At 60.9% G+C, this 26,029-nt stretch carries 29 protein-coding genes; 10 read left to right on the top strand and 19 right to left on the bottom strand.

Annotation, left to right across the window (positions count from 1 at the left end; genetic code table 11):
* A complete protein-coding gene (locus RRF64_RS00310; protein ID WP_323843837.1) occupies nucleotides 1-687 on the top strand; it encodes a hypothetical protein in 687 nt (228 codons plus the stop codon).
* Nucleotides 688-975: 288 nt separating this feature from the next.
* On the opposite strand, the gene tusA is transcribed toward RRF64_RS00310, so the two are convergent.
* Nucleotides 976-1,209: a sulfurtransferase TusA gene (gene tusA, locus RRF64_RS00305; RefSeq protein WP_323843836.1), complete on the bottom strand. Its 234-nt coding sequence runs from the start codon at nucleotides 1,207-1,209 to the stop codon at nucleotides 976-978.
* Nucleotides 1,210-1,341: 132 nt separating this feature from the next.
* On the opposite strand from tusA, the gene RRF64_RS00300 reads away from it, so the two are divergent.
* Nucleotides 1,342-1,629, top strand: a complete 288-nt coding sequence (locus tag RRF64_RS00300) for an antibiotic biosynthesis monooxygenase family protein (RefSeq protein ID WP_323843835.1) — start codon at nucleotides 1,342-1,344, stop codon at nucleotides 1,627-1,629.
* On the opposite strand, the gene RRF64_RS00295 is transcribed toward RRF64_RS00300, so the two are convergent.
* The 4 genes from RRF64_RS00295 to RRF64_RS00280 form a co-directional block, all read right to left on the bottom strand.
* Complete coding sequence (locus RRF64_RS00295) at nucleotides 1,604-2,239, bottom strand: alpha/beta family hydrolase (protein ID WP_323843834.1); 636 nt, start codon at nucleotides 2,237-2,239, stop codon at nucleotides 1,604-1,606. The two genes, RRF64_RS00300 and RRF64_RS00295, sit on opposite strands and share 26 nt — an antisense overlap.
* A 45-nt stretch (nucleotides 2,240-2,284) precedes the next feature.
* Nucleotides 2,285-2,509, bottom strand: coding sequence for a YheU family protein (locus RRF64_RS00290; protein WP_323843833.1), 225 nt, complete (start codon nucleotides 2,507-2,509; stop codon nucleotides 2,285-2,287).
* A gap of 116 nt (nucleotides 2,510-2,625) precedes the next feature.
* A complete protein-coding gene (locus RRF64_RS00285; protein WP_323843832.1) occupies nucleotides 2,626-3,432 on the bottom strand; it encodes a class I SAM-dependent methyltransferase in 807 nt (268 codons plus the stop codon).
* Nucleotides 3,433-3,434: 2 nt separating this feature from the next.
* Nucleotides 3,435-3,755, bottom strand: coding sequence for an MTH1187 family thiamine-binding protein (locus tag RRF64_RS00280; RefSeq protein WP_323843831.1), 321 nt, complete (start codon nucleotides 3,753-3,755; stop codon nucleotides 3,435-3,437).
* Between the two features lie 119 nt (nucleotides 3,756-3,874).
* Between RRF64_RS00280 and RRF64_RS00275 the strand changes: the two genes are divergently transcribed.
* The 4 genes from RRF64_RS00275 to mnmC1 all read left to right on the top strand — a co-directional run bounded on the left by RRF64_RS00275 (nucleotide 3,875) and on the right by mnmC1 (nucleotide 7,637).
* A complete protein-coding gene (locus RRF64_RS00275) occupies nucleotides 3,875-4,405 on the top strand; it encodes a glycine cleavage system transcriptional repressor (RefSeq protein WP_323843830.1) in 531 nt (176 codons plus the stop codon).
* 128 nt (nucleotides 4,406-4,533) lie between these two features.
* A complete protein-coding gene (gene trmL / locus RRF64_RS00270; RefSeq protein ID WP_323843829.1) occupies nucleotides 4,534-5,004 on the top strand; it encodes a tRNA (uridine(34)/cytosine(34)/5-carboxymethylaminomethyluridine(34)-2'-O)-methyltransferase TrmL in 471 nt (156 codons plus the stop codon).
* 9 nt (nucleotides 5,005-5,013) lie between these two features.
* Nucleotides 5,014-5,547 carry a flavodoxin FldB gene (gene fldB, locus RRF64_RS00265; RefSeq protein WP_323843828.1) on the top strand — a complete coding sequence of 178 codons (534 nt, stop codon included), beginning with the start codon at nucleotides 5,014-5,016 and terminating at the stop codon, nucleotides 5,545-5,547.
* A complete protein-coding gene (gene mnmC1, locus RRF64_RS00260) occupies nucleotides 5,544-7,637 on the top strand; it encodes an FAD-dependent 5-carboxymethylaminomethyl-2-thiouridine(34) oxidoreductase MnmC1 (protein ID WP_323843827.1) in 2,094 nt (697 codons plus the stop codon). The genes fldB and mnmC1 overlap by 4 nt, the downstream gene beginning before the upstream one ends.
* 234 nt (nucleotides 7,638-7,871) lie before the next feature.
* Here mnmC1 and RRF64_RS00255 read toward each other — a convergent pair whose 3' ends face one another.
* On the bottom strand, nucleotides 7,872-8,492 hold the full coding sequence (locus RRF64_RS00255) for a DUF502 domain-containing protein (RefSeq protein WP_323843826.1): 621 nt from the start codon (nucleotides 8,490-8,492) through the stop codon (nucleotides 7,872-7,874).
* Between the two features lie 9 nt (nucleotides 8,493-8,501).
* On the opposite strand from RRF64_RS00255, the gene RRF64_RS00250 reads away from it, so the two are divergent.
* On the top strand, nucleotides 8,502-9,281 hold the full coding sequence (locus RRF64_RS00250) for a glutaminyl-peptide cyclotransferase (protein WP_323843825.1): 780 nt from the start codon (nucleotides 8,502-8,504) through the stop codon (nucleotides 9,279-9,281).
* A 90-nt stretch (nucleotides 9,282-9,371) separates the two neighbouring features.
* Here RRF64_RS00250 and RRF64_RS00245 read toward each other — a convergent pair whose 3' ends face one another.
* Nucleotides 9,372-9,806, bottom strand: a complete 435-nt coding sequence (locus RRF64_RS00245; RefSeq protein ID WP_323843824.1) for a hypothetical protein — start codon at nucleotides 9,804-9,806, stop codon at nucleotides 9,372-9,374.
* 164 nt (nucleotides 9,807-9,970) lie between these two features.
* Here RRF64_RS00245 and recQ point away from each other — a divergent pair, with 164 nt between their 5' ends.
* Together recQ and RRF64_RS00235 are read left to right on the top strand one after the other, a co-directional pair.
* Nucleotides 9,971-11,770: a DNA helicase RecQ gene (gene recQ / locus RRF64_RS00240; protein ID WP_323843823.1), complete on the top strand. Its 1,800-nt coding sequence runs from the start codon at nucleotides 9,971-9,973 to the stop codon at nucleotides 11,768-11,770.
* 233 nt (nucleotides 11,771-12,003) lie between these two features.
* Nucleotides 12,004-12,717, top strand: coding sequence for a DUF4919 domain-containing protein (locus tag RRF64_RS00235; protein WP_323843822.1), 714 nt, complete (start codon nucleotides 12,004-12,006; stop codon nucleotides 12,715-12,717).
* Nucleotides 12,718-12,729: 12 nt separating this feature from the next.
* Here RRF64_RS00235 and RRF64_RS00230 read toward each other — a convergent pair whose 3' ends face one another.
* The 11 genes from RRF64_RS00230 to RRF64_RS00180 all read right to left on the bottom strand — a co-directional run bounded on the left by RRF64_RS00230 (nucleotide 12,730) and on the right by RRF64_RS00180 (nucleotide 23,786).
* Nucleotides 12,730-13,197: a GFA family protein gene (locus RRF64_RS00230; protein WP_323843821.1), complete on the bottom strand. Its 468-nt coding sequence runs from the start codon at nucleotides 13,195-13,197 to the stop codon at nucleotides 12,730-12,732.
* A gap of 141 nt (nucleotides 13,198-13,338) precedes the next feature.
* The gene (locus RRF64_RS00225) at nucleotides 13,339-13,953 is read right to left on the bottom strand and encodes a hypothetical protein (RefSeq protein WP_323843820.1); all 615 of its coding nucleotides are present in this window, start codon (nucleotides 13,951-13,953) and stop codon (nucleotides 13,339-13,341) included.
* A 93-nt stretch (nucleotides 13,954-14,046) separates the two neighbouring features.
* A complete protein-coding gene (locus RRF64_RS00220; protein WP_323843819.1) occupies nucleotides 14,047-15,783 on the bottom strand; it encodes a diguanylate cyclase in 1,737 nt (578 codons plus the stop codon).
* Nucleotides 15,784-15,923: 140 nt separating this feature from the next.
* Nucleotides 15,924-17,648, bottom strand: a complete 1,725-nt coding sequence (locus tag RRF64_RS00215; RefSeq protein WP_323843818.1) for a diguanylate cyclase — start codon at nucleotides 17,646-17,648, stop codon at nucleotides 15,924-15,926.
* A 140-nt stretch (nucleotides 17,649-17,788) separates the two neighbouring features.
* Entirely contained in the window at nucleotides 17,789-18,061 is a 273-nt protein-coding gene (locus RRF64_RS00210; protein WP_323843817.1) for a CDGSH iron-sulfur domain-containing protein, read from the bottom strand.
* Nucleotides 18,062-18,137: 76 nt separating this feature from the next.
* Entirely contained in the window at nucleotides 18,138-18,938 is an 801-nt protein-coding gene (locus tag RRF64_RS00205; protein ID WP_323843816.1) for an OmpW/AlkL family protein, read from the bottom strand.
* 259 nt (nucleotides 18,939-19,197) lie between these two features.
* Nucleotides 19,198-19,896 carry an OmpW/AlkL family protein gene (locus RRF64_RS00200; RefSeq protein WP_323843815.1) on the bottom strand — a complete coding sequence of 233 codons (699 nt, stop codon included), beginning with the start codon at nucleotides 19,894-19,896 and terminating at the stop codon, nucleotides 19,198-19,200.
* A gap of 521 nt (nucleotides 19,897-20,417) precedes the next feature.
* Nucleotides 20,418-21,221: an OmpW/AlkL family protein gene (locus RRF64_RS00195; RefSeq protein WP_323843814.1), complete on the bottom strand. Its 804-nt coding sequence runs from the start codon at nucleotides 21,219-21,221 to the stop codon at nucleotides 20,418-20,420.
* Nucleotides 21,222-21,547: 326 nt separating this feature from the next.
* Nucleotides 21,548-21,853 (bottom strand): BolA family protein, encoded by a 306-nt coding sequence (locus tag RRF64_RS00190; RefSeq protein ID WP_323843813.1) that lies wholly within the window; start codon nucleotides 21,851-21,853, stop codon nucleotides 21,548-21,550.
* A 25-nt stretch (nucleotides 21,854-21,878) separates the two neighbouring features.
* The gene (gene djlA, locus RRF64_RS00185) at nucleotides 21,879-22,661 is read right to left on the bottom strand and encodes a co-chaperone DjlA (RefSeq protein WP_323843812.1); all 783 of its coding nucleotides are present in this window, start codon (nucleotides 22,659-22,661) and stop codon (nucleotides 21,879-21,881) included.
* Between the two features lie 240 nt (nucleotides 22,662-22,901).
* A complete protein-coding gene (locus tag RRF64_RS00180) occupies nucleotides 22,902-23,786 on the bottom strand; it encodes a LysR family transcriptional regulator (protein WP_323843811.1) in 885 nt (294 codons plus the stop codon).
* Nucleotides 23,787-23,945: 159 nt separating this feature from the next.
* On the opposite strand from RRF64_RS00180, the gene RRF64_RS00175 reads away from it, so the two are divergent.
* A complete protein-coding gene (locus tag RRF64_RS00175; RefSeq protein WP_323843810.1) occupies nucleotides 23,946-24,647 on the top strand; it encodes a type 1 glutamine amidotransferase in 702 nt (233 codons plus the stop codon).
* Nucleotides 24,648-24,701: 54 nt separating this feature from the next.
* Here the strand turns inward: RRF64_RS00175 and RRF64_RS00170 are convergent, their stop codons facing one another.
* On the bottom strand, nucleotides 24,702-26,015 hold the full coding sequence (locus RRF64_RS00170; RefSeq protein WP_323843809.1) for a sodium ion-translocating decarboxylase subunit beta: 1,314 nt from the start codon (nucleotides 26,013-26,015) through the stop codon (nucleotides 24,702-24,704).
* Between the last annotated feature and the right edge of the window lie 14 nt (nucleotides 26,016-26,029).

Here is a 26,029-nt window from a genome sequence, read left to right as displayed (position 1 = left end):
ATGACCGACCACAGTTTCAGTAACGTGGTTGACCTCTTCACCGGCGAGCCGATCGAAACTTCTGCGAGCAGGCGCTTCATCCGCCTGTCGCCGGAGCTAGACGGCTTGGAAATGCTCTACTCCAACAGCTCCAGCGGCTCTGATCTCTACAGCCTGAAAATTCTGTGCTGGGGCCTGAAAGCGAATGGCGAGGTCGTTGGCCTCGTTCCCTGGTTAAACTCCATCGTGGCCTGTCCCGACATCAGAGACCCCTTAGACGGACGCTTTGAGGGTTACTATGATCCGGGCATCGAAGAAATCTTCCACGAGCCCCCCATTCACAAAATCGTCGAGCTGGAGACTGCGGCGGAATATTTCGAGTACGAGAGCAGCAAGGCCGAGGAGGTGTTACAGGAGATCCCCGATACCATCGGCACCCACGCGGTGTTTATGGACGAGCCGCGGGAGAACCTGACCCTCACCGAAGTCGTGAGCTGGCGGCTGTATGCCAGCGGGGAGATTCACGGCATGCTGATCGATCACGACATAGTGGAAACCACCCCGGTACTGCCCGGTGACCTGTGTCTCTACCCGGCGCAGGAGGCCAAGGGCTTCCGCTATTTCTTTCAGCACCATATCGCCAACAAGATCAAATCCGAAGACCCGGAGGCACTGGCGGCCATCGCGGCGCTGGTGACTTCTCCGTAGGGCGCTGTTGGCACCGCATGAACAGAAACCCTAGGGGCGAACTCTGTGTTCGCCCTTTTTTGTTGGGGCCCGACTCGGAACCTGGAAACCAGATCGTGACGGCCCTGCTGCCGGGGGCTGTTTGCGGGACACGCCGTGAATCCATCCCTGGAGGCTTGTCGGCGAGATCCCTCTCGCCGACAGTCCCGCAAACAGCCCCCGGCATCAGGTCCTTCGCATTAAGAATGTCCCCCACCCGACCTTGGGGGGGCGATCGCCCCTACAAAAATGCCAGTGGGTGCTAGTGGGTTAGGACTCGGCCTTTCTGATCCAGTAGATAAACTCTTCGTTCTCTTCGGCGTGGTGCACCAGCTCGTAGCCGAGAAACTGGCAGAACTTGGGCACATCCCGCTGGGTGGAGGGATCGGTGGCAATCATTTGCAGTATTTCGCCGGCCGCCACCTTGCGCACCGCGGCGTGCAGCATCATGACGGGCTCGGGGCACAGCAGGCCGCGGGCATCGAGAGTGTGATCTGACTTCATGGCGCCATTTTCCAGCAATTGCCCGCTGACGTCATCTGCAACTTTACCTGACTGGCCGGCCAAATTGCCCACCTTTTCCGGGAGCAGCCGCGCTAGAATCGACTGTGACCATCAGCTGATCAAGAGTAGAAGATGATTTACGTTTTGATTGAGCGGGAAATTGCCCCGGATATGCAGACCACCTATGAGGAAGCGGCGCGCAAGATACTGACGCACGCCTACCGCACCGTGGGGTTTGTCGAGGGGCAGACCTTTATCGAGAAGGGCAATCCGCTGCGGCGCTTTACCCTGTCCAAGTGGCAGTCGGAACTGCACTGGCAGCACTGGTATACCAGCGAGGACCGCCGCGCGCAGATGGCGCTGCTGGCGCCGGTGCTCGTTGACGAGGAGCGGATTACGATTCTGGAGATGGCTGGATAAACGCCGCTATAGCATCCGACGCCGATTGCCAGTGTTGCTCCCGGGTAAAGCCGCTGGCTCTCCTTGGCTTGAAGTCGTGGTCGCCGTCCTCGAGCCACGCCACGCGAATGGATGACGGCAGGTCGTAGCCAGCCACTTCCTCCGCATTGCCCAGCGGGTCGCGGCTGCCCTGCACGATCAGCGCCGGGCAGCTGAGCGCCAGCAGGTGTTCGGTACGCAGCTTGTCCGGCTTGCCGCGCGGGTGGAACGGATAGCCCAGACACACCAATCCCGCCACAGTCCCCTTGTCCACATACTCCTGCGCCAGCAGGCTCGCCACCCTGCCCCCCATCGACTTGCCGCCGATATAGAGTGGCAAATTGCCCGCCCTTTGCGCGGCGAGCTCGATCTGCTCGCGGAAGGATTCCTGCAACTGCGGCATCGGATTCGGCGGTCGCTTGCCTCCGCCGCGGCGCCGCTCGGCCATATAGGGAAACTCGAAGCGCACAACTTCGATGGCGCGCGCGCAGAGCCCGGTGGCGATGGCCTGCATAAAATCGCTGTCCATCGGCGCGCCGGCGCCGTGGGCAAAGAGGAAGCGGGCCCGGGGCTTGGCGGGGCTGTTAATCATGGCTCAGGGCTGTTAATCATTGGCTCAGGGCTGTCGATCAGCAGGTCAGACATCTTTCGGGATATCCCGCGCCAGGACCAGGTTGACCGACTCCTCGCCGGGCTCGAACCAGATCACCACCTCGCCGGACTGCAGCTGGCGGCGCAGGCTGGCCACCTTGTCGGCCAGGCCCACCTCGCGCTCACCATAGTCGGTGCCGTCGCGGGTGGCGTACTCCTCCAGCAGGTTCTGCAGGGTGTCGGGGTCCAGTTGTCGGAATGGGATGATCATAAAATTACTGACGATCAAAGTAGGAGCGGCCCATGGCCGCGATCGGTGCCTATTCTAGCAACCTCGATCGCGGCCATGGGCGGAAGGCCGCCCCGCCGCTCCTACAAAAAGAAAGGTTAAGACTTGGGCTTGCGGAAACGCAGCGTCATGCGGTCGCTCTCGCCGATGGCCAGGTATTTCTCCTTGTCCTGGTCGCCGAGACTCAGTACCGGCGGCAGTGTCCAGACACCCTTCGGGTGCTTGGCCGTGTCCTTCGGGTTGGCATTCACTTCGCTGGTTCCCTCCAGCTCGAAGCCCGCTTTTTTCGCCAGCGCGATCACATGATCCTGGGTGACATAACCGCTGCTGATCATGTCCTCGCGGCTGGTGCCCGGCTTGGCCCGGTGCTCGACTACGCCCAGTACACCGCCGGGCTTGAGCGCGGTGAAAAACTGGTCGAACGCGTTCTGGTCGTTGTCCCCGCGCATCCAGTTGTGCACATTGCGGAAGGTGACCACCGCATCGGCGCTGCCGGCGGGTGCGATTTCACTGCCGTTCGCCGGATCGAACTCGGTGAGTTTGACCTTGCCGTAGTTGCCCTTGTCGGCGGCCAGTTTCTGCTTGAATCCGTCCAGAGAGCGCTGGAAGTAACTGGACTCACTGTTGGCCGGGAAATGTGCGGCGTAGAGGGTGCCCTTATCTTTCAGGTAGGGCGCGAGGATTTCGGTGTACCAGCCGCCGCCGGGGGAGATTTCCACCACGGTCATATCCGGCGCAATGCCGAGGAACTCCAGAGTCTCCGCCGGGTTTCGGTACTGGTCGCGCGCGGCGTAGGATTCGGTGCGGTGCTCTCCCTCGATGACCGCCTTGAGATCGGCGGCTTCAACAGTCCCGGCAACCGCTGCCGTGCATGCCAGTGCCATCAGCATTTGCTTTAGTTTCATATTCACTCTCCCAGTTTTTCTCGTTTTTCCAACTTCGATCGCACGCTGTCGATCTTATCCTGTAATGACTGCTCGCGGTCTGTGCGAGTTCCCAGTTTCAGACTGGTGCTGATGCGCGGCGCACCTATGGCGTGAACCCGCTCGTGGCAGCGCTTGACCGCCGCCATGACCTCATCCCACTCTCCCTCGATATTGGTGCCATAGGCGTGCACCTGGTGCGCCAGGCCCGCCTCCTGCAGTACCTTCTGGCACTCCGCGATATAGTCCGCCAGAGAAACCCCAGCACCGACAGGGATTACGCACAAATCTGCATGTACCTTCATCGACGGACCCTCCGCAAGTTATCTGGCAAACGCGCAGGAGATAACGGCTTTACGACCAGCTGATAGAGTTATCAGATACAATGCAGTGTAACCGTCCCTTCTGCAGCAAAGGAATACCCATGCAACAGCATCTCGTTATTTCCCTGATCAGTGACGATAAGCCCGGCGTGGTGGAGAAGCTCTCCGCCGTGGTAGCGGAAAACGGCGGCAACTGGGAAGACAGCCGCATGGCGCATTTTGCCGGCAAATTCGCCGGTATCCTGCGCGTCAGCGTGCCCAGCGACTCCTGCCAGGGACTCAAGGACGCGCTCGCCGCACTGGCGGGAAAAGGATACAAGCTGGTGGTGGAAGAAGCGCTGGCGGTGGCGACGGGCAAGCAGCAGACAGTGACCCTGAAGCTGGTAGGCAATGACCGTCCCGGTATCGTGCGCGAGATTTCCCGCGCCCTGGCGGCGCGCCAGATCAACATGGAACAGCTGGAGACCGGCTACAGCAGCACCCCCTGGAGCGGCGAGCCGCTGTTCACCGCCGAGTGCACTATCAGCGTGGCGGAGGACATGGACCTGGACGGCCTGCGCGACGAGCTGGATGAAATCGCCGACGAGCTGGGCGTGGAAATCGACTGCGAAACGGCGACCCCCGCGGTATAATCCGCGCCCACGCTCAGTGGGAGCCAGCCCAGCTGGCGATTAAATATTCGGATACCTTTGGGCGCCTGCGGGCGCCCAACTAATTCGCTGTGGGGCAGGCTCCCACCGGCGCTTGTACTTCCCAGCCAATGTTCAAGATTGTCCTCTACCAGCCCGAAATCGCCCCCAACACCGGCAACATCATCCGCCTGTGCGCCAACACCGGCGCCGAGCTGCACCTGATCGAGCCGCTGGGCTTCGCGATGGACGACAAGCGCCTGCGTCGCGCGGGGCTGGACTACAGCGAGTACAGTCGCGTGCTGCGGCACCGGAACTGGCAGGCGTTCGTGGAGAGCGAGCGACCGGCCCGCGTGCTGGCGCTGTCCACCAAGGGGCACCGCGGCCACGCGGACATCGAATACCGGCCCGGCGACGCCATCGTCTTCGGGCCCGAGACCCGCGGCCTGCCGGCGGAGTTTCTCGCCCAGGTGGGGCCCGAGCACACGCTGCGCATCCCGATGCGCCCGGAAAGCCGCAGCATCAATCTTTCCAACGCCGCCGCCGTGGTCATATACGAAGCCTGGCGCCAGCTGGGTTTTGCCGGCGCCCTGACCCAATAGTTATTTGTTATGGATTTATCCCCGGCCCCGATAGGGCTCTTTTACGGCTCCAGCACCTGCTACACCGAGATGACCGCGGAAAAAATCCGCGACCGTATCGGCGCGGAGTGGATAGACGTGCACAACGTGGCCGAAGACGATATCGCACTGGCGGAACAGTACGATTTCCTGATTTTCGGCATCCCCACCTGGGATTACGGCGAACTGCAGGAGGACTGGGAAAATATCTGGGACGAACTGGCGCAGCTCGATCTGCACGGAAAAACCGTGGCCCTCTACGGGCTCGGCGACCAGGAAGGCTATCCGCAGTGGTTCCAGGACGCGCTCGGTTACCTGCACTCTCAGTTGCTGGCCTGCGGCGCGCGCGCAGTCGGCTACTGGCCGGCGGAAGGCTATCAGTTTGAGGAATCCAAGGGGCTGACCGAAGACGGTTCGCATTTCGTCGGCCTGGCACTGGACGACGAGAATGAATTCGAGCTGAGCGACGAGCGCCTCGACAAGTGGTGTGCGCAAATCATGCGTGAATTCGGCCTGGCGCAGTGAGCGACAAGACGCACCACGCGGATATCGAGTGGCGCGACGACGGCCAGCCGCTGTCGCGCGCCTTCGACGACATCTACTTTTCCACCGCCTCCGGTCTGGAAGAGAGCCGCTATGTCTTCCTGCAGCAGAACGACCTGCCGCGGCGCTGGGCGGCGCTGGGTGACGGCGCTACCTTCACCGTCGGCGAAACCGGTTTCGGCACCGGTCTCAATTTCCTCGCCGCCTGGGATCTTTGGATACGGACAGCACCGGCAAGCGCCCAGCTGAATTTCCTCTCGGTGGAAAAGTACCCGCTGCACCCCCGGGACCTGCGGCGGGCGCTGGCACTCTGGCCGCAACTGCAATCGCTCGCCGAACCGCTGATGGACCAGTACCCGCCGCTGTTGGCGACGGGCGCACACCGGCTGCACTTCGGCCGGGTCTCGTTAACGCTGGTGATCGGCGAGGCCAGTGAGGCCTTCCGCTCGCTGCGCCTGGAAGACGACAGTCGCGATCGCCAAGTCGACGCCTGGTTCCTGGACGGCTTCGCGCCCGCGAAAAACCCGGCCATGTGGACGCCTGAGCTGTTTGAAAATATCGCCGCCCTGAGCAGGCCGGGTGCGACATTTGCCACCTTTACCTGCGCCGGGCTGGTCAGGCGCGGCCTGAAAGAGGCCGGCTTCGCGCTGACGAAGGTGCCGGGGTTCGGGCGCAAGCGGGAGATGTTGCGGGGTGAGCTAGAACGGATCGAGCCCGCAAAAATCTCTTCGACGCCCTGGCATCTGCCGGGTGGACAGTCCGATCGCGGCCACCGGCGGATGGCCGCCCCGCCGCTCCTACAGCTGCAGGATCAAGCCGTTGTAGGAGCGGTCCGGCCGGGAGCGGCCCATGGCCGCGATCGATCTCCCCGTCAAACCACAAAGGTATCCGTCATAGGCGCCGGCATCTCCGGCGCCACCACCGCCCGCGCCCTGGCCGAGCGCGGCCTCGAGGTCCAGGTCTTCGACCAGGGGCCCCAACCCGGCGCCGGTGCCTCCGGCAATGACCAGGGCATTCTCTACGCGAAGCTGTCGCCGAAACCCGGCCCCAACGGCGACTTCAACCTGCACGCACTGATGTACGCACTGCGCTACTACCGCGAATACTGCGCGGATAACGCGCATTTTTGCGGCCTACTGCAGCTGGCGCAGAACGAAAAGGAACAGCTGCTGCAGCAGCAGATCGCCGACTGGCTGGCCTTTCACAAAGCTGAATCCTTGGCCCGCGCGGTAGACGCGGCAGAGGCCAGCGCCATTGCCGGCGTGCCACTGGATTTTGCCGGGCTCTATTTTCCCGCCGCCGGCTGGCTCGAACCGCAGAAGGTGTGCGCCACGCTGCTGCAGCACGGCAATATCCAGCTGCACTGCGGTATTAAAATCGAGCAATTAATTGCTGGGGAAAACGGCTGGCGGCTGCGCGCTCCGGATAAGGAGTACTCCGCAGATGCGGTGATCATCTGCAGCGCGAACGGCATCCGCCAGTTCGGGCAGACCGCCGCCCTGCCCCTGCGCCCTATCCGCGGGCAGGTTTCCAGCGCCGCGGCGAGCACACAGTCGCAACAGCTCAAGACGACGCTCTGCGGCGAGGGCTATATCGCTCCCGCGCACAACGGGCAGCACAGCTTCGGCGCCACCTTCAAGTTAAAGGAAACGCAAACCGAGTTGCGCGAGGAGGAGCACCGGGAGAATCTCGACACCCTCGCCGAACTGCTGCCGCAATTCGCCGCGGATTTCGCCTCCCAGCCTCTGCGTGGCCGCGCGGCGCTGCGTGCGGCCACGCCGGACTACCTGCCGATGGCCGGGCCGGTGCCCGACTGGGATTCCATCGATTCGACCTACGCCGACCTGAGAAAGAACCGCAAATTCCTGATACCACAGAGAGCCAACTACCAGCCCGGGCTCTATGTGCTGGGCGGCCTCGGTTCGCGGGGCTTTACCTATGCGCCGCTGGCGGCAGAAGTGCTCGCCGCCTGGCTGTGCGGGGAAGTGATGCCGGTTTCCGCCGAGTTGGCAAAGGCGCTGCACCCGGCGCGCTTCGCGATTCGCGATCTGGGCAAGAACCGCAGGAGTTGAAATGGATCTCTCCTGTAGGAGCGGCCGTTGGCCGCGATCGATCTCACTGCGTAGAAAAGACTGATCGCGGCCAACGGCCGCTCCTACAGAGTACTGTCGTCATTCCGGCGCAGGCCGGAATCCAGGTGCCACCGAACTGGATAGCGGTACCGGATCAAGTCCGGCACGGGCCCTGCGCAGGTATGACGACTGAACTGCAACTTGGCCCGAAACAGCGTATCTACAGGGTGTTTTCTAAGACTGCGGCGGAGGCGCCAGCAGCGCGCCGCTGCCGGAACCGCAGGCGACGATGGATTTCATCGCCGCCTCCACGGTCACATTGGGCAGAATCTCCACGCAGTCGGCCGGCACGTGAAACACGAATCCCGATGTCGGCACCGGTGCAGTGGGCACATAGACGGTGAAATCGCCGTTGGCGTGCTGGGAAGTGACGATCGCGGTGACCGACAGCGGATTGTCCGCGCCGTGGATACGCACCCGCGCCACCGGCCCCGCCAGCACCCCTTCGCCGGCGCCGCCGCCGATAAACTGCAGCACCAGATCCTTGATGGTGTTGTAACCCGGCGCCAGGCGGCCCAGCCAGTGATCCACGTGCCGGTGCATCCAGCGCCCGACACTGGTTTTGACCAGCAGGCCGATCAGGAAACAGGCGCCCAGTATCAGCGCTATTACCATCAGCCTGGCGAGGGTATCCTTGAACTCGGTGTGCGCCTCCAGCCAGACGACCGCCGGCGCGACCAGTTCGCTGATCTGGCCGAACAGCCACTGGAACAACAAGATAAAGATGGCGATGGGTAGCACCACCGCCAGCCCGCCCAGCAAGGTCAAGGTAATAAACGTTTTAACTCTGGTCATAATCTCTCGATGCAAAATCTGTTACTGCAAAAATGGAGTCTGCTGCTGCTCGCGCTGCTGCCGCTCGCTGCCGCCGCAGAAACCAGGCTGCCGGACACCCCCTTCACCACGCTGGAAGAGCGCCGCCGGCCCGGGGATCACTTTACCCAGGGACTCTATTTCGACGGCCAGCGCTGGTGGGAGAGCAGCGGCCACTACGGGCGATCCTGGCTGGCGGAGTATACCGATCCGGGCGCCAATCCCGTAAGGCGCAAATGGCTGGCCGGGAACCGTTTCGCAGAGGGATTGACCGTACTCGATGACAAATTGTTCCTGCTCACCTGGAAGGCCGGTGAACTGCAGGTCTACCGCGCCAGCGACCTGTCGCCGCTGGGCTTGCGCCACTACGCCGGCGAGGGCTGGGGGCTGACCAGCGATGGCGAATTTTTGATCATGAGCGACGGCAGCGGTGAACTGACCTTTCGCGATGCGCACACTTTCGCCGTCAAGCGCCGGCTCAAAGTCCGCGGCGGCGGTGAAAAGTGGTCGAACCTGAATGAACTGGAATACGCCGAGGGGCTGATCTGGGCCAATATCTGGCAGGACACGCGGATCATCGCCATAGATCCGGCGAGCGGTGAAGTGCGGGGGGTTATCGACCTGCGGGAACTGGCGCCGGACGCCCGCGATATGAATGCGGTCGCCAACGGCATCGCCTGGGACAGGGCCCGCAACGGGCTCTGGGTAACGGGCAAGTACTGGCCGAAGCTGTACCTGATCCGGCCACAGGGGCTGGGTTTCGAGCACTGATTTGTAGGAGCGGCGGGGCGGCCATCCGCCCCTACAGTATTTTTTCGTCATTCCGGCGCAGGTCGGAATGACGAGCCGATAGGGATTTGCTCAGCCGCGATAGTAATCAATCACCGTCAGCATGCCGCCACCGCGCACCAGATCCAGCGCGGCGCCCTTGATCTGCAGGCGAAAGCCGTGCCCGCGGCTCTGCAGGCTGACGCCATCCGGACCGCCGGAGCCATCGAACAGCATCGAGTGCCCGCCGTCATCGCCGCGCCACTGCACGCCCTCCACCTTGCGCATGCCGGGAAGTTCCAGCGTCAGGGTGTGCAGTTCTCGCGGCAGCGGCCGCAATTCCACCCGCGCTATGCCGGTGGCGGTCGCCACCGAGAAGGCGAGCTGGTTCTCCGGCGCAGGTTGCCAGCCCAGATGGGTGTCTGCCAGGGCGGACTGCACCAGTGTCTGTGGGGCTGTGGTCGCGCATCCGGCGAGACCCGCAATACCGAGCACAAACAGCAAAGACATCATTATCGAAGTATGCATAGCCTTATCCTTAGCCTATCGCTGTAATCGGGCGATTATAAACCTGTGAACCCCATCACAAAACCGGTAGCGCGAAATTGTCCATTTTTTAGCCATGGATCGACGACCGACCCAGAAGATGACACCGCCACATAGCCCCCCGGCCCGCGGTATACTCCGCCCCTATGAACTCCCCACAAGACATACTAGAGCACGTCTTCGGCTATACGCAGTTCCGCGGCCCGCAGGCAGAAGTTATCGACACCCTGATGGCCGGCCGGGACGCCCTGGTACTGATGCCCACCGGCGGCGGCAAGTCCCTCTGCTACCAGATACCGGCGCTGGCCCGCCCCGGCTGCGGCGTGGTCGTATCACCGCTGATCGCGCTGATGCAGGACCAGGTAGAGGCGCTGCAGGCCGCCGGCGTGCGCGCCGCCTTCCTGAACTCCTCGCTGCCCTTCGACGAGGCGCAGCATATCGAAACGGCCCTGCTGCACGGGGAGCTGGACCTGATCTACCTGGCCCCGGAGCGACTGCTGCAGCCCCGCACCCTGGCGCTGTTGCAGCGGGTGCAGCTGTCCCTGTTCGCGATCGACGAGGCCCACTGCGTATCCCAGTGGGGCCACGACTTCCGCGCCGACTACCTGCAGCTGAACTGCCTGCACGAGCAGTTCCCCAGCGTGCCGCGCATAGCGCTGACCGCCACCGCCGACCAGCGCACCCGCGCCGAGATAGCCCGGCGCCTGGATCTCGAAGACGCCCGCCACTTCGTCAGCAGTTTCGACCGCCCCAATATCCAGTACCGCATCGCGCAGAAGGACAACGCGCGCCGCCAGCTGCTGCAGTTCCTGCGCAGCGAGCAGCAGGGCAACGCCGGCATCGTCTACTGCCTGTCGCGCAGCAAGGTGGAGAGCACCGCCGAGTGGCTGTGCCAGCAGGGTTTCACTGCCCTGCCCTACCACGCCGGCCTGCCGGCCCAGACCCGCGCCGAGCACCAGCGCCGCTTCCTGCGCGATGAGGGCATCATCGTCGTCGCCACCATCGCCTTCGGCATGGGCATCGACAAGCCGGATGTGCGCTTCGTCGCCCATCTGGACCTGCCGAAAAGCGTCGAGGCCTATTACCAGGAGACGGGCCGCGCCGGGCGCGACGGCGAGCCGTCCACCGCGCTGCTGCTCTACGGCTTCGAGGATGTGGTCAAGCTGGGGCAGATGGTGGAGTCCTCCGAGGGCAGCGAGGAGCACAAGCGCCAGGAGCGCGCGCGCCTCAATGCCATGCTGGGGCTCTGCGAGATCACCAGCTGCCGCCGCCAGGCGCTGCTGCGCTACTTCGCCGAGGAGCTGCCGCAGCCCTGCGGCAACTGCGACAGCTGCCTGACACCGCCGGAGACCTGGAACGGCACCCAGGCCGCGGCCAAGCTGCTGTCCTGCGTCTACCGCACCGGCCAGCGCTTCGGCGCCGCCCATGTGATCGATGTGCTGCGCGGCTCGGAAAACGAGAAGGTGCGCAAGTTCGGTCACGATCAACTCAGTACCCACGGCATCGGGTCCGATCTAACCGCCAACGAATGGCGCGCGGTCGTGCGCCAGCTGGTGGTGCGCGGCTATCTCGAAGTGGAAGGCGAATTCCAGAGCCTGCACCTCACTCAGGCCTGCCGCCCGCTGCTGCGCGGCGAGGAAACCATTCAGTTGCGCAAGCTGCCACCGCAGGCCGCGCGCGCGGAGAGCCGCCGCACCGCAGCGGCCGCGGATTTAACCCCCGCCGACGAACCGCTGTGGGACGCCCTGCGCGCCTACCGCAAGCAGCTGGCGGACGAGCACGGCGTGCCGCCCTACGTGGTCTTCCACGATGCGACGCTGCGCGGCATGGTGAGTGCGCGCCCACAAACGAGGGACGAACTGCTGGCCGTGTCCGGCGTCGGCGACAGCAAGCTGGAGCGTTTTGGCGATGCTTTCCTCGCCGTACTGCGCGACTTTCAGGGATAACCGTCGGGCGCAATGGATGTCCGGTCGCAACCTAGTGGTCCAAGCGGTAAATTCAGTAACCGATCTCTTCGCCACAGGCCCCGGTGCGGCGTTGAAAAAGCTTGAATTAGCCCTGCTAGTCCTGCGCTTTTTCGCCTTGCCCCGGAGCCTGTGGCTGTGAGGTTTAGTTACCGAATTTATCGCTTGAACCACTAGCCATGAGCAATCTCCCAGGCAACTGCAGGAGCCGCAGCATGAAATACCTTGTACTCGCCAGTTTCGTATTTCTCGCCGCTTGCGCCACTACACCGCCAGCCAAAACCGACGCGGCACTCTCGCCTAAAGCCATAGCACCCACTGCAGCAGCAACGCGCAGCGCGAGGTTAAAAAGCGGAAATTCGAACAGCGGTTGGTATCAACAGGCACTGGCGGAGCTGCAACAGAATGGCAACCGGGCCGGAATTGCCGATTTCCAGCGCGTGCGCGAGGCATACACCACTTCCGCCCGCTACGCGCCCTATACCGACCCGCTCTACGAGGTAGTGAAGTCCGGTATCCAGCAGATGCAAAAGGGCGACTGGACCGCCTGCGCAGGGTCCGCCGCAGAAATCGTGCAAGCCAATTACACCAGCCTCTCGGGCCACTTCCTCGGCATGACCTGCAATGCGAAGGCCGGCAACCGGGAGGCCGGTGAAAGTCACAGGTTCGCCCTGGACGGCTTTATGGCCGCGATCCGCTCCACCGGCAACGGCAAAACCATGGAGACCGCCTATCACACCTACAGCCCGCAGGAGCTGCGCGCCTTTCTGCAGCTGCAGGGCCTGGAAATCGTCGATCAGTCGCTGGTGAGAGGGGAACGCGGTATCTACGATCAGATGGGCGTCAGGGATCCGAAAACCGGCAGAACGTTCAGGCTCTATTTCAATATCACCAAGCAGTGGGCCGAGGGGACGTCCAAGTTTAATTAGCGGAAGCCGCCTTTAGCTCTTGCGCGCGGCGAAGTAAGCGCGCAGCGGATCGCGCACCACATCGTCCGTGGGCCCCGCTTCCAGCTTGATGGTATGCGGCAGGAAGGGATGCCAGGCTTGCGCGCGGGAGACCCACAGCTCGTGGGTGGGCTCGAACACGCTCTGATCGTCGAGGCCGCCCACGGCCAGCAACACCACCCCGGGCAGATCCGGCCAGTGCGCCGATATCGGCGACCCGCACTCACCACAGGAATTCCTGCGCAAGGTGCGCCCGCTTTCCGCCTGTACATCGTAGAAGTGCAACTCGGTATCAATTTTGTATTCCAGCCGATCCGCCGGCACAAATATCGTGGCCGCGAAGGCAGCGCCGCTGGCGTGCTGGCAGTCGCGGCAGTGGCAGATCAGCTGGACTATGGGCTTTTCCGAGCAGTCGTAACGGACTTTGCCGCAGGCGCAGCCGCCGGATATGGGTAGCATCATCAAATAACTCCGAACGAACTTGGCAGTCGCCGCATCGGGCAACAAGGGTGTCTACCATTCGAGGGTAAGTCTTGTGCCTAACGCCTGTAGCTGCGGCAAATAGCGAACGCAGCGAGTAATTTGTCCGACAACCTAAACTTGTTAGGCATTGCCTTGGTTCCAAAGATAGACATCCAAGACGCGTTCCTTAAACCATTGCTCAGTAACAAGGTTTTTAACTTCACTCTTTTTCATATCAGACTGGACTGAATAGGAAAGTACGTTCTCTAAATTGGAGCATGCCTCAGTAATTTGCTTCTCGCACTTGGCGTACCGATCTGAGAAGGCATCATTAAAAGCAACGAAATCTCCGTCAGCAGTTTTCAAGGCGATACGAGCCTGCTTGTCGTAGATTCGAACAGGGCTCTTAATCTTGAGCCACAAAAACTTTGTAGTTAATGAGAGAACACTCCTTCCGCCATACTGATCGGAGATTCGATTACGCGCTTGGTCCACGACATCGGTGACATTGCTCGAGCTTACGTCGCATATATCATTTAGCATGTCAAGAACAGGCTGATATCTATATAGGTTGCCAGCTGTTTCAAATTTTTTTGGCAAATTACGCGCAACACGGAAGTGCCCTCCCGCCTTAACAAGTGCCTTCCTCTGATTCTCTAATTCAGATGATGCGAGTAGCTTACAGTAGACTGCTTCTTTTCCCAGCCACTGGTTTAGAAACTGGAGAGCACAATAGTCAAAAGTTTGCTTTGGCACATAATCTCCTTAAATACTTAACATTGCATTAGACGGCAGAACATCGCTTTGAAACACGACGGTTTGTCGCCTATCTCAGGCAGCCCCGCCCATTCAATAGTTCGAAGTTAAGCCTGCCTCCACATCAATTGGCTTAACGCTGCTGTCCTGGAAACTTACCGCCGCAGAGCAGACAACCGCCCTATTCCGCCCCTCCTGCTTGGCCCGATACAGCGCCGCATCCGCGGCCTCAAACAGCTGCACTGCCGCATCGAAGTTGCCGCCCTCGAAACTCGCCACGCCGATACTGATCGTCAGCGGCATGCCGTGGCAGTCCAGTTCCGCCACCTGCTGTACCAGCCGCTCCGCCAGCACCGCCGCCTGCTCGCCCCTGGTGCGCGGCAGCAGTATCGCGAACTCCTCGCCGCCGTAGCGGCAGGCCAGTACCGGTTTGCGCACCTTCTTCTGGATCAGTTCGCCGACGGCGCGGATGGCGAGGTCGCCCTGGCGGTGGCCGTAGCGGTCGTTGATGGATTTGAAGTGGTCCAGGTCGAGCACCAGCAGGGACAGCGGCGTACCGGAGCGGGCGGCGAAGCTGAATTCCCGCGGCAGTTGCTCGTCGAAATAGCGGCGGTTGTACAGGCGGGAGAGTTCGTCCGTGTAGCCGCGTTTCTGGATCTCGCCGACGCGGGCGCCTAAGGACAGGGACAGCAGCACCATCTCGATCAGCGCCCCCACCTGGAATGCATTCTGGGTGAGGCCGTTGTGGGGCAGCAGGCCGAAGGTCTTCAGCATATAGACGATCACGCTGGACAGCAGCGTGACCCATGCCACCATAAAGTAGCGCGCCGAGACGGAGCCGCGCACCACGCTGATCGTGCCCATCACCAGCAGCAGCACGGAACTCACCATCGTCAGCGCGGCGAAGATGAGAATCATCAGGCGGTAGCTGAAGAAGGGCACGGCGAGCGTCAGTGGTATCAGCGCCAGCATCAGCGCGCGCGCCAGCCAGTCGGTGCGTGGCGCCAGCTGGCGGCCGCTACAGACCTCGCGCGCGAACTGGGTGGAGAAGATCAGGGAGAGTCCCAAAAGTACGATCAGGATCTCGTTGGCCAGCCAGGGATCGCCCGGCCACACAAACTGGAAGGCGATGCCGTTGTGCACACCGAAATAGAGGCCATAGCTGATCGCGTAGCCCATGTAATAGATATAGGCGCTGTCGCGTATCGCCAAGAACAGGAACAGGTTGTAGATCACCAGCACCAGGAAGCCGCCGTAGTAGATGCCGAGTAGCAGCTGCTCCACGTTCAGCCGCGGCAGGAAGGCGGTTTCACTGCTGACGGACAGGCCGATGTTCAGCGAGCCCTGGGTGGCATAGCGCAGGTAGTAGCTGCGCTCGCTGTGCGCGGGGACCGTCACCGGGAAGACGAAGTCCCGCAGCGCCAGCGGCCGGCTGGCAAACGGCAGGCGATCGCCGGTGGCGATTTTCTGCCAGGTGCCGCCGTCGTCCTGCGCCCAGAAATCCAGGTAATCGATCAGCGGGTAGTCCTGGCGGATGACGAGCGGTATTTCCCTGCCGGTGGGATTGCGCAGGGTGAAGGCGACCCAGTAGGCGGAGTGGGTAAAGCCGAAATTGGCCGAGGGTTTGTTCCAGGGTTGCAGTTGGGCCTGGACTTCGGGCGTCTGCAGGCGGGCGAAATCCAGCGCGCCGCCGCGGTCTTCCAGCAGCCGCAGCGACGGCGTCAGTGCAGTGGGCTCCATGCCCGGCGAGACTGTTATTAACGGCCCCGCGCCGGCACAGGCCGCCAGGCAGAGCAAGAGTAACCCCCAGAACAGTTTGGCGATTTGCATCGCGATGCCCCATCAGCGGCTTGTTGTTATTCGTCGACTTTGCCGATGGTATCACACAAAGGATGAGACTCACGCCCAAGGCACCGATGGCCGCGAGCGCTATTGCTGCCGTCTTGGATACATAGTGGGGCTTGGGCTCGTCAGGAGTTTACCGCTTCCCGCACCGGCCTGCGCCGGCTGTCGTCTCCGCTACCGGTATCCTGAGCGCTCACCACCACCCGATTGCGCCCCGCCTGCTTGGCCCGGTACAGGGCCACATCCGCGGCCTCGAACAGTTGCACGGCCGCCTCGAAGTCGTCGCCCTCAAAACTGGCCACGCCGATGCTGACGGTCAGGGGCAGCTCGTAGAGCTTCAGTTCAGCCACCCTGCGCACCAGCCGCTGCGCGATGATCGCCGCCTGCTCCTCGCTCGTGCGCGGCAGCAGTATTGCGAATTCCTCGCCCCCGTATCGGCAGGCCAGCACCGGTTTGCGCACCTGCTTCAGGATCAACTGGCCGATGGCGGCGATGGCGCGGTCGCCCTGGCGGTGGCCGTAGCGGTCGTTGATCGCCTTGAAGTGGTCCAGGTCGAGCATCAGCAGCGATAGCGGTGTGCCGGAGCGATTGGCAAAGTGGAATTCCTTCGGCAGCTGCTCGTCGAAATAGCGGCGATTGTAGAGGTGGGAGAGTTCGTCGATGTAACCGCGCTTGCGGATTTCATTGACCCGCGCCCCCAGCGCCAGGGACAGCAGCAGCATTTCGATCAGCGCGGCTACCTGGAAGGCGTTGTGGGTAAAGCCGTTGTGCGGCAGTAAACCAAAGGTCTTGAACACATAGACAATGACGCTGGCGAGCAGCGTGATCCAGCCCACCATGAAATAGCGCGCCGAGATGGAACCCCGCAGCAGGCTGATGGCGCCCATCACCAGCATCAGCACGCAGGCCACCAGCGCAAATACCGTGAAGGCCACGATCATCAGCCGGTAGCTGGCGAAGGGCGCGATCACCGTCAGCGGCACCATGCTGTACTGCAGCAGGCGCGCGAGCCTGTCGGTGCGCGGCGCCAGCTGTCTGCCGGCACAGATCTCCCGCGCGAACTGGATGCCGAGGATCAGCGTCATGCCGAGCAGGATCACCAGGATTTCATTGGCAAGCCAGGGGTTGCCGGGCCATAAGAACCGGAAGGATACGCCGTTCAACGCACCGAAGTAGAGGCCGTAACTGAGTACATAGCCCATGTAGTAGACATAGGCCCGGTCCCGCACCGCCATAAACAGGAACAGGTTGTAGATTACCAGCACCAGGAAGCCGCCGTAATAGATGCCCATCAACAGCTGCTCCACTTCCAGCTGCGATAAGTAAGCGGTCTCACTGCTGACGGACAGGCCGATATTGAGCGAGCCCTGGGAGGCATAGCGCAGGTAAAAAGTGCGTTCACTCTGTGGGGGCAGGCTCACCGGGAAGACGAAATCCCGCAGTGCCAGTGGGCGGCTGGCGAAGGGCCGGCGGTCGCCGGTGGCGATACTCTGCCAGCTGCCGCTGTCGTCCTGCGCCCAGAAATCCAGATAGTCGATCAGCGGGTAGTCCTGGCGGATCAGCAGCGACTGCGGCTGGCCGGTGGGATTGCGCAGGGTGAAAGCCACCCAGTAGGCGGAGCGGCTATAGCCGAAATTGGCGGAAGGTTCGGACCAGGCTTGCAGCCTTGCCTGATATGCCGATGTCTGTAGCTGCGCGAAGGTCAGCTCGCCCCGGGGATCCTCCAACAGGCGCAGGAAGGGAGTGAGCGATACTGCATCCTGATCTGTCGATACGGTAAGTGACTGAGCGCTGGCACCGCAGGCCAGGCAGAGCAGAATAAAACCCCAAAGTGTAACGGCCAGTTTCATCCCTAAGAACCCGTGTCACCGATTCGTCATTATTCGATTTTTCAGTATTCGCTTGTACCGCCGCTTCCCTGCGCGGTGCATTGACGCATGATGGTATCACAGGCATTGCGCGCCGCTAGCCTGGCTGCAATTACGCCTTATTACAGTTCTCTTTCCTGCCCCACGTCCGCCGGTGTGAACTGTTTGTGATGACCGTCGCAAAAGGGGCGATTTTGCGTGTGCTTGCAGCAGCATAACCAGAAGTCCCCGGATTCCTGCACGGTAAACTTCATCGGCTTCAGGTCCGTGACCTTGTGGCTGCCATCGCAGAATGGTTGCCTGGCGGAGAGACCGCAGACACAGAAATAGTAGGTTTCACCCGCATCGAGGTGCACGCGTTTGGGAAAATTGTTGGCGACGACAGGTGAAGTCATTGCGGTAGCCTGGACAAGCTGAGTCCCCTGAAGGGACGCCGGAGCGCCCCTAAGTGTGTGCTTCAGCAGAGACCCATCAGAATCGATAGCCGATGCCGAGATTGTAGACCCAGGGATCGAAATCCACATCGGTCACGGCCGCACTGATCGTGACACCCGGATCAAATTCGACGGGCACCGCATAGTGCAGGTCCACATCGAGCGACAGATCCAGGTACTGCGCGGCGGCATTGACGAACCAGCGGCTGTTGCGCCCGAACATGATGTCGATGCCGACCTGGCCTGCCCAGCCCCAGTCGTCATCGATGAACATGGTCGCCGGACCGATGGCATTGGCGACTTCAGCCAGGTAGTCATTGGCATCCACACTGAATCTGATGCCGTCAAAATCGGTGTACTGCCCGCCCAGGCCGATATACGGCTGAATCCACGACTCCTTGCAGACCGGGAACCAGTTGAAAATCAGCGTGCCCGTCTGGCGGTCGATACTGCCGGTGCGAATCCTGTCGTTCTCGAATGGGCTCATCAGGCCCGTCAGATCCAGGTCGTGCTCCGACTCGCCGATATAACCGACTTCTACCGAGAAGTGATCCACCGGCATGAAGCCCAGGGTGACATTCCAGGTGGTTTCGTGGTCGATATCGAACCTGAGCCCATCGAGATCGGGGAACAGATCCCGATTGAAGCGCCACTTTCCCGAGTCGTCATTGGGCTCTATATACGAAAGGCCGATACGCGCCATCACAGTTCCGGCCTGGTACACAGGCGGCGGTGGCGCGGGTGGTACGGGTTCGTAGCCGGCGGGTCCGGCCGAGGACGCGATGGGAACTGCGGCGCAAGTTAAGGCCAAGGTCACAGGCGCAAGAATTCGGGTCATTTCCATAACTGCTCACTCCATTGACATCAGGCAACTCCTGCTTTGATATACCTGATCAATTTTCAGTCTAGACACCCATCCAAAACGTCGAAAAAAATCTCCCACGACCGAGCAGAAAAGTAAAAAATTTGCTCGAGGGTGGCATAGTTATTTTTTACAAAGAGGTGCTCTCCGGCTTGCGATTGGCAGTATCCATTTACTCAAACCACTTAAAAAGAAAAGGCGCCGAAGCGCCTTTCTTCCTGTTTGATGGTTGCAATCAGAACTTGTAACCGATGCCTATGTTGTAAACCCAGGGATCGAAGTCGAAGCTGGATCTGACCGCATTGACGAAAGGAGCGCCGATGTTGTAGTGCAGGTCGCCCTCAACCTCGGCGTCCATATACATGATGGCGCCATTGACCAGCCAGCTGCTGTTGCGGCCGAACATGATGTCTATGCCCACCTGAGCGTTCCAGCCCCAGTCGTCTTCATAGAAGATTCTGCCATTAGCCGGTTCGACGCCGCCGGCGAAATCAACGAGGAAATCGTCGATCCCGACACGGACATTCTGGTCGTCATATTCGGAATAGTTGATACCGACACCCACATAGGGCTGTACCCAGGACTCGGGGCATACCGGGAACCAGTTGAAGTTCACAAAGCCGGACCACCGCTCCAGGTCTCCAACGCTGACATTGCGACGGTCGATGACTTGAAGATCGTCATTGAATACGGGAACCCCTTTCAGCTTCACATCGTGATCCGACTCGCCGATATAGCCCACCTCAACCATGAAGTGATCTATCGGCATAAAGCCCGCGGTGAAGTTCCAGGTCCACTCGTCGTCCACGTCGAATCCGAAGCGGAAGTCATCGTCCACGAGAAAATCATCGTCTGGGAAGAACTCCCGGTAGCCGCGGAAGTCGAGATTACCATCGTCATCCGGGTCGACGAAGGATGCCCCAACGCGGAACACCGCGGTTCCGGCTCCATAGATTTTCGGCGGGGCAGCGGGCGCAGGCGCGTACCCGGAGGGTCCTGCCGATGCCGCGACTGAAACTACAGCAGTGGATACTGCTAATGCCAGAGGTGTCAGAATGCGCGTCATTTTCATGCGTAATAACTCCATTGATATTCGGCAAATTCAACAGCAATCTACCCAATCAATTTCCAGTCTAGACACGGAAAAGAACGACTGTAGAAAAAACACCCAGCATTCGGCCTGTGAATTGGAAAATTTGTGTAAAGTTGGCGCACCATCTATTTTCTTGGCGCATATTTAATCGAGTAGAAAAGCCTGTCACGGAACCAAAGATTGCGGTGCAGAAATGGCACAGAGCGCTGCTCATTTGGCGTCTTCTATCGCGCTTATCGATCATGTACTGGTCTCAATTTTCTTCGGAAAAAAATCTCCGTATTTGTACCGGAGCACTTTTCTGAAATTCCGCTCAAAAAAAGGGCGCCGAAGCGCCCTCGATAAATTATCTAAAGTTGAAATCAGAACGCGAACTTGTAACCAACACCCAGGTTGAAAATCCAGGGATTGAAGTTATAGTCGGCGCCATAGGCCTCAAAAAATCTATCATCCGGATCCAATGGTGGCTCGCGGTCGAAGACAGAAAAGGCAACGTCGGTCTCCGAATCCGTGTAGATCGCCGCCGCATTTATTATCCAGGCGCTATCGTGGCCAAAAGCGAAGTCCACGCCGATCTGCCAGGCATAGCCCCAGGAATTACCCATATTGAGGTCGCTGTCGAGCCCGAAATCATCGAGATCCCGGCGGACGAAGCCGCGGAATTTTTCCGAGCTGAAATCCATATAGTTCAGACCGACACCGACATACGGCTGAATCAGGCAGCTCGGATGCAGTGGATACCAGTTGGCGAAGGCGTAGCTCGCGTCCGCATCGAATTCGGCGAGGTTGCGGCGCCGAACATCTGGCAAACCGACGAGGTCGAAAAACGGGTCGGTGCTACCGCCCCGCATATCGGTGCCATCGATGTACATCAGCTCGAAACTAAAGTGGTCGGTCGCTTTCCAGACGCCACTGATATTCCAACCCCATTCATCATCCGGATCCAACGTGGTCCGAAAACCATCGAAGAAGAAACCAGTCTCGTCGAGAAAGGCTATTCGATCCGTATTCGGATGGAAGTAGGAAGCGCCCACACGGACGATGAACTCCTGCTTCTTGGGAGGTGGAGGCGGCGGCGCATAGCCGGAAGGCCCTGCCGACGCCACACTGGAAACCGCCAATGCCAGCGGCGCCAGAACGGGGACAAAAATACGCGTCATCTTCATACGTCTTAACTCCATTGATTTTCAGCAGATTTAACAGCAATCAGCCCAATCAATGGTCAGTCTAGTCGCGTGAAAACACAGCTGTAGAAAAAAACACCAATTTATGGCGCCAAAAAAGAACGTTTCTGCGAATTGGGCGCACTAATTATTTTTTTGGCAGGGAAGTGTTTCAGAAAAGAGCATAAGCGCGACAAAAATTCGCGCGCCTTGCGCGGCGTGGAATATTTTTGAGAGAGATAATCTGTGCGCCGCCGGGCCCGCCGGCGGCGCGAAGCGATAATGGCGAAATAGGAAATCAGCGGTGAAAAAGCGCGCGAAGAAAAGCGTTACTTTTTACCGCCACCGAGGCACTGCGGACTCTGCGGCGCCGCCCCCTCCCACTCTTGCGGGCTGAAAGTGTGCAGCGCCAGCGCGTGAACAGGGCCCGCCATTTCCTCGGCCAGCACTGCATATACCTTCTGGTGGCGCTGCACCTTGCGCAATTCGGCAAACACGTCGCTGACCAGTACCACGCGAAAATGCATCTCCGAGCCCGCCGGCACATTGTGCATATGGCTCTCGCACTGCACGTCGATATATTCGGGGGTGAAAGCGGCGCTCAGCTTCTGTTCGATTTTACTGGCAAGGCTCATAAAACACCTCGATTTAAAAACTTGATTAGGACGCAACACTCGCCTGGCGTTTGCGTGCCTCGGCAATGGTTTCGTAGGCCACGGTAATGCTTTTCATCTGGTCCTCGGCGTAGCGCATGAACTCTTCCGGCAATCCCTTGGAGACTATCTTGTCCGGATGGAATTCCGCCGCCTTGCGCCGGTAAGCGAGCTTCAGATCGCGATCGCTGGTTTCCGGGGTGCACTCCAGCACGGCATAGTGTTGCTGAAGGCTGTGCCCCGACGCCGGCGCGCGGTGATCAAACTCAGCCTGCATAGCGGCAAAAATTGACTCGTGCAGTCCCAGCTCGGTGGGGATACGGCGCAGTATTGACTCTTCTGCCGCGTGGAGTTCACCGTCCGCATAGGCCACCGCAAACAGCAGGCGATAGACCATCTCGCGCATCGCCTGGTTGTGTACCAGCTGTCGGTACTGCTGCGCGTAGTCATAGATGCTGTAATTATCGCTCTTGGCGTTCTGGAAAATCTTGATTGCCGCTGAGCGGTCCTCGGCACCGAGGCGCAGGTTGTTCTGCATAAAGTCTTCGATCAGCTGGACTTCCGCCTTGGAGACCTGGCCGTCGGCCTTGGCCATCTTCGCCAACATGGAAAACAGCGTGACGATAAAAACCGTCTGCGCTCCGTCCCGATTCAGACCCGCCGCTGCGCCGCCGATACGCTGCAGGCCAGAGCCGAACGAGCTGCCGATCCAGGCGCCCAGGGCAGCGCCAATGGGGCCACCAAACATCAAACCAATACCGGCCCCGATACCCGCACCCAGCCAGGACATAACCTCTCCTCCGAGCGCCGATCTGCGCCCTAACCTTGAAACAAAACGCGCCCATGATACCACGCGCACTCTAACCGCACGGCGCCGAGTCGACTATCCAGTCACCCGGAATTACATGCCTTCGAAGCCAATCAAGCTGAATACCCGATTGACAGGAGCGGCCGGTGGCCGCGATCGGACTTTCGGACAGGCTCCCACATCGATCGCGGCCACCGGCCGCTCCTACTCGATAAAGGTCTCTCAAATGTCCTGCAGCAGACTGTCCAGCCAGCCCGCGCTGTCGCCGCGCCAGACGAAGAGCAGGTTTTCGGTGCATTGATAGGGGCAATCCACCACCTTCACGCGCACGGCGCCTATTTCTCCGAGCAGATGTTCCGGCAGGTAGGCGAGCAACTGCCCTTCCATCACCAGGCTGCAGAGTACGCCGTAGTCGTTCACTACGACGCTGACCCTGCGCGGCAGCGCGTCCTCGCGCCAGCCGTCGCTGCCGATACCGCGCTCCTCGCCGCAGAAGGGGGAGATGCGGGGCGCGGCAAACGGGTACTGCAGAATCCTGTCCGTGGTCACCTCCACCGGTCTCTCTTTCCGCCCGCTGACCAGCGGGTGCATTGGCGCAGCGGCGACGCGCATGGTGGTTGAACCTATGGCGCGCACCGACATACCGCCAGGTATCTGTGCCGCCATGGCGTCGGTCACCAGCGCCAGGTCCACCTCGCCGCGCACCAGCATCTTCAGTGCCAGCGCCTCGTAGGCGGAGGTCATTGAGAGGCGCGCGTCCGCCTGCTGCCGTACCAGCGCCTTTTGAATCCGCCGCGCCCACTCCAGCTGCAGCACTGCCGGCGCCGCCACCCGGCACTCGAGTCCGCGGGCCAGCCCCGCAAACTCGGCGCGGGTCTGCTTGGCCATGGCGACGATTTCCGCGGCGCGCTGCTGCAGGCGGAGGCCGGCATCATTGACACTGATCTGCTTGCCGACGCGGTCGAACAGGCGCGTGTCCAGCGCCGTTTCCAGCCGGCGCAGCGACTTGCTCAGGCCGCCGGCCGTGGTATCCAGCCGATCCGCGGCGCGCTGCAGATTTTCCGTCGCGGCAATAACCAGGAACTTCTCCAGATCTTCTATTTCCATTCTGGAATCAATACTCTCCGGTCAAGAATCGATTGGTCACTAATGTATGGCTAGAATGCCGGCCTGACAAGAGTGACATTCCCTACTGGTGTCGAGTGAGCGCTGCGGGGATTCGATTCAAAAAGTGCTCTACCTGGAGAAGAGGGACTTTCAGCAATCATGAGCAACCGTCTGCTGGTCATTCAGCATGAACAGGGCGAAGGCCCCGGCTACATCGCCGACTGGGCCGCAGCACGCAGTGTGGAACTGGAGATTGTCGACCCGAAGGAACAAGTGCTGCCGGACAGCGGTTACCACGGGCTGATCATCCTCGGCGGGCTGACGGATGTGCACCAGCGGCGCCAGCTGGCGTGGCTCGCGCGGGAGATCGACTGGATTGGCTGCGCCACTCGTCGGTCGGTGCCCGTGCTCGGCATCTGCCTCGGCTCGCAGCTACTGGCACACGCGCTCGGCGCGGAGGTGATCGAAATGCCGCAGGAGGAACTCGGCTGGCTGCCGGTCACGCCGATGCGGGACTGGGGCCTGCATACCGGGCTGGTGTTTCACGCGCACAAATACCGCTTCGCAATCCCCGCCGGCGCCCGCTGTCTGGCCGAATCCAAGCTCTGCCCGCACCAGGCATTCTCCGTCGGCACTAATATTCTCGGCCTGCAGTTTCACCTGGAGTGGTCACAGCAGGATATCGCGCGGCTGTTCCCGGAATATTTCGCCCGGCACGGCTCACCGGAGATTTTCCACGAGGCCGGCCGCCGCGCCCTGTTCCAGATCCTCGATACGCACTTCGGCCCACTGGCCAGCGTCAGCACACGGAGCCAATCTTCGAACCCGCTGTCGCGCCTCGCCCAGCGAATTCACATCTAAAAACAGAAAAGGCGAACACGGGGTTCGCCTTCTCGGATAGTTGCTCTACTTCTATCAGCCGGTCATCGTCCGCACCATGGTGATCATCACGCCGGCGGCCACCGCCGAGCCAATCACACCGGCCACGTTCGGGCCCATGGCGTGCATCAGCAGGAAATTGTGCGGATTGGCTTCCAGGCCAAGCTTGTTCGATACCCGCGCTGCCATGGGCACGGCGGACACGCCGGCGGAACCGATCAGCGGGTTGATCTTGTACTTGCTGAACGCATTCAGCAGTTTCGCCATGAGTACGCCGGCGGCGGTGCCGATGGCGAAGGCGATGATACCCAGCGCCAGAATGCCGAGTGTTTTCGGATCCAGGAATTTGTCCGCAGCCAGTTTCGAGCCCACGGACAGACCGAGGAAAATGGTGGTGATATTGATCAGCGCATTCTGGGCGGTATCGGACAGGCGCCCCACTACACCGCTCTCGCGCATCAGGTTGCCGAAGCAGAACATCCCCAGCAGCGGCGCCGCATCCGGCAGGAAGAGTGCGACCAGGATCAGCAGCAGTAGCGGAAAGGTGATCTTCTCGCGCTTGCTCACGTGGCGCAGCTGCACCATCTCGATCTTGCGCTCTTCCGGCGTGGTCAGCGCGCGCATGATCGGCGGCTGGATCAGCGGCACCAGTGCCATATAGGAATAGGCCGCAACCGCGATGGCACCGAGCAGGTCCGGCGCCAGCAGGCTGGAAACATAGATGGCCGTGGGGCCGTCGGCGCCGCCGATGATACCGATGGCGGCGGCATCGGCGATGGAGAAGTCCATGATGCCCGCGACCGACAGGCCGACCGCCCCCAGGACGGTGGCGAAGATGCCAAACTGCGCCGCCGCGCCCAGAAAGAGGGTGCGCGGGTTGGCGAGCAGCGGGCCGAAATCCGTCATGGCGCCCACGCCCATAAAGATCACCAGCGGCGCGACACCGGAGGCGATGGCCACGGAGTAGAAGTTGTACAGCATGCCGTTGCTGAAACCGGCATCCTGCGCGTACTGGGTGACCTGGCTCTGCACCGCCGCGGTTGCGTTGGCCAGGGCCTCCTTCAGCGCATAGAGATCATCCGCGCCTTCCAGCCCGAGGATCTGCGCCATCTGCGCCAGCACCCCGGCATCGCCGGATGCCAGTGCCGTCTCCGCCGCGGAAAGGGCCAGATCCGCACCGGGAATATTGGCGAGGATGCCGCCGAAGCCGATGGGTACCAGCAGCAGCGGCTCGAAATTCTTGCGAATGGCCAGGAACAGCAGCAGCAGGCCCACAACAATCATTACGAACTGGCCGCTCGCCATCTGGTATGCGCCGGACGACTGCCAGAGATTTAATAGATTATCCACGTGCGACTCCTACC

This window comes from Microbulbifer magnicolonia, assembly GCF_035117725.1.
In the GTDB taxonomy this organism is placed as follows: Bacteria; Pseudomonadota; Gammaproteobacteria; order Pseudomonadales; family Cellvibrionaceae; genus Microbulbifer; species Microbulbifer magnicolonia.
The sequence above is the reverse complement of the archived record's forward strand: the minus strand, read 5'-3'. Positions and strand labels throughout refer to the sequence as shown.

Bases quoted from the DNA above. Each gene is read 5' to 3' on its own strand.
- RRF64_RS00310 (WP_323843837.1), top strand. From the start codon at position 1: ATGACCGACCACAGTTTCAGTAACGTGGTTGACCTCTTCACCGGCGAG.
- tusA (WP_323843836.1), bottom strand. From the start codon at position 1,209: ATGAAGTCAGATCACACTCTCGATGCCCGCGGCCTGCTGTGCCCCGAG.
- RRF64_RS00300 (WP_323843835.1), top strand. From the start codon at position 1,342: ATGATTTACGTTTTGATTGAGCGGGAAATTGCCCCGGATATGCAGACC.
- RRF64_RS00295 (WP_323843834.1), bottom strand. From the start codon at position 2,239: ATGATTAACAGCCCCGCCAAGCCCCGGGCCCGCTTCCTCTTTGCCCAC.
- RRF64_RS00290 (WP_323843833.1), bottom strand. From the start codon at position 2,509: ATGATCATCCCATTCCGACAACTGGACCCCGACACCCTGCAGAACCTG.
- RRF64_RS00285 (WP_323843832.1), bottom strand. From the start codon at position 3,432: ATGAAACTAAAGCAAATGCTGATGGCACTGGCATGCACGGCAGCGGTT.
- RRF64_RS00280 (WP_323843831.1), bottom strand. From the start codon at position 3,755: ATGAAGGTACATGCAGATTTGTGCGTAATCCCTGTCGGTGCTGGGGTT.
- RRF64_RS00275 (WP_323843830.1), top strand. From the start codon at position 3,875: ATGCAACAGCATCTCGTTATTTCCCTGATCAGTGACGATAAGCCCGGC.
- trmL (WP_323843829.1), top strand. From the start codon at position 4,534: ATGTTCAAGATTGTCCTCTACCAGCCCGAAATCGCCCCCAACACCGGC.
- fldB (WP_323843828.1), top strand. From the start codon at position 5,014: ATGGATTTATCCCCGGCCCCGATAGGGCTCTTTTACGGCTCCAGCACC.
- RRF64_RS00255 (WP_323843826.1), bottom strand. From the start codon at position 8,492: ATGACCAGAGTTAAAACGTTTATTACCTTGACCTTGCTGGGCGGGCTG.
- RRF64_RS00250 (WP_323843825.1), top strand. From the start codon at position 8,502: ATGCAAAATCTGTTACTGCAAAAATGGAGTCTGCTGCTGCTCGCGCTG.
- RRF64_RS00245 (WP_323843824.1), bottom strand. From the start codon at position 9,806: ATGCATACTTCGATAATGATGTCTTTGCTGTTTGTGCTCGGTATTGCG.
- recQ (WP_323843823.1), top strand. From the start codon at position 9,971: ATGAACTCCCCACAAGACATACTAGAGCACGTCTTCGGCTATACGCAG.
- RRF64_RS00235 (WP_323843822.1), top strand. From the start codon at position 12,004: ATGAAATACCTTGTACTCGCCAGTTTCGTATTTCTCGCCGCTTGCGCC.
- RRF64_RS00230 (WP_323843821.1), bottom strand. From the start codon at position 13,197: ATGATGCTACCCATATCCGGCGGCTGCGCCTGCGGCAAAGTCCGTTAC.
- RRF64_RS00220 (WP_323843819.1), bottom strand. From the start codon at position 15,783: ATGCAAATCGCCAAACTGTTCTGGGGGTTACTCTTGCTCTGCCTGGCG.
- RRF64_RS00215 (WP_323843818.1), bottom strand. From the start codon at position 17,648: ATGAAACTGGCCGTTACACTTTGGGGTTTTATTCTGCTCTGCCTGGCC.
- RRF64_RS00210 (WP_323843817.1), bottom strand. From the start codon at position 18,061: ATGACTTCACCTGTCGTCGCCAACAATTTTCCCAAACGCGTGCACCTC.
- RRF64_RS00205 (WP_323843816.1), bottom strand. From the start codon at position 18,938: ATGACCCGAATTCTTGCGCCTGTGACCTTGGCCTTAACTTGCGCCGCA.
- RRF64_RS00195 (WP_323843814.1), bottom strand. From the start codon at position 21,221: ATGAAGATGACGCGTATTTTTGTCCCCGTTCTGGCGCCGCTGGCATTG.
- RRF64_RS00190 (WP_323843813.1), bottom strand. From the start codon at position 21,853: ATGAGCCTTGCCAGTAAAATCGAACAGAAGCTGAGCGCCGCTTTCACC.
- djlA (WP_323843812.1), bottom strand. From the start codon at position 22,661: ATGTCCTGGCTGGGTGCGGGTATCGGGGCCGGTATTGGTTTGATGTTT.
- RRF64_RS00180 (WP_323843811.1), bottom strand. From the start codon at position 23,786: ATGGAAATAGAAGATCTGGAGAAGTTCCTGGTTATTGCCGCGACGGAA.
- RRF64_RS00175 (WP_323843810.1), top strand. From the start codon at position 23,946: ATGAGCAACCGTCTGCTGGTCATTCAGCATGAACAGGGCGAAGGCCCC.